Source organism: Photobacterium sp. SP02 (genome assembly GCF_038519165.1).
GTDB lineage: Bacteria > Pseudomonadota > Gammaproteobacteria > Enterobacterales > Vibrionaceae > Photobacterium > Photobacterium halotolerans.
Map to the genome: position 1 here is coordinate 1 of NZ_JASJOJ010000142.1, position 1,142 is coordinate 1,142.

Sequence of the window (1,142 nt, forward strand, 5' to 3'; positions counted from 1 at the left end):
TGTGACGCGCGCCAGACACTCTTTGCTGGCTCAAAGAGTGTCCAGAAATGCCTGTTTGTTCGTTGCTGTTGTCCGGGCCGGTTGTAGGCGCTCCCTGCGCCGACAACCTAAAAATTCGTCCATGAATTTTTCCCTGGGAATTAGGTTTCTAGTGATTTTTAGGTGCTGTGGCTGGAGGTTTGCGTGAGGCTTGAAGATATGTCGCGCTTGAGTTCAGTGCTTTCCTCACCATGGTGTGGCGCGCGCCAGACACTCTTTGCTGGCTCAAAGAGTGCCCAGAAATGCCTGTTTGTTCGATGGTGTTGTCCGGGCCGGTTGTAGGCGCTCCCAGCGCCGACAACCTAAAAATTCATCCATGAATTTTTCCCTGGAGGAGTAGGTTTCTTTGGTTTCGAAACTCGTTTTTAGACAGATTCGTGTTACACACAACCAGCGGAGGCCTCGTTCAGATTAGAAAACATATTGAGAATATCTACTCTTCAAAACGACTAAATTGATTAATAAAATGATGATCAAATTATGGATTTGTTCCTTTTCGTAATATCTCAATATGCCGCTTAGGTGACATTCCAAAAAGACGAGTATATTCACGGCTAAAATGTGAAGGACTTTCATAACCTACTTGAAATGCTGCTCTTGAAGCATCGAAATTATCATTAAGCATCAGACGTTGAGCTTCGTTTAATCGTAACCACTTTTGATACTGCAAAGGACTCATCGAAGTATGCTTACGAAAATGGTGAAACAACGTTGTCGTACTCATTTGTACGTGTGAAGCCAACTCTTCAATATTCAATCGTTCAGAATAATGAACTCTAAGCCAACCTATAGCCCTAGAAATTCGATTAGCTTGATTGCCCGATGATGCAATCTGCCAAATCCGTCCAGCTAGTTCGCTAGTAAGGAGACGATAATGAATTTCTCTCACAATGAGTGGCGAAAGTGTTGTAATGGCTTCAGGCTCATCAAGTAGATCTAATAACCGAGTAAAGGGGGCCAATAAATCAGAAGTAACAGTTCCTACGGCAGAACTTCCATTGATTGAGCTATCATAAGGAGGGTTCATACCAGGGCGAGAGCACGTATGCTCATTTCTTATCCAAACCTTGGATTCCCGCCAATATTACTTGCTCCAAATAGGC

Annotated in this window: 1 protein-coding gene; it reads right to left on the minus strand. The window is 43.8% G+C overall.

Features of this window, described 5'->3' with window-relative positions:
* Positions 1 to 517: 517 nt before the first annotated feature.
* The gene (locus P0Y67_RS22640; RefSeq protein WP_342393697.1) at positions 518 to 1,066 is read right to left on the minus strand and encodes an AraC family transcriptional regulator; all 549 of its coding nucleotides are present in this window, start codon (positions 1,064 to 1,066) and stop codon (positions 518 to 520) included.
* Positions 1,067 to 1,142: the final 76 nt, after the last annotated feature.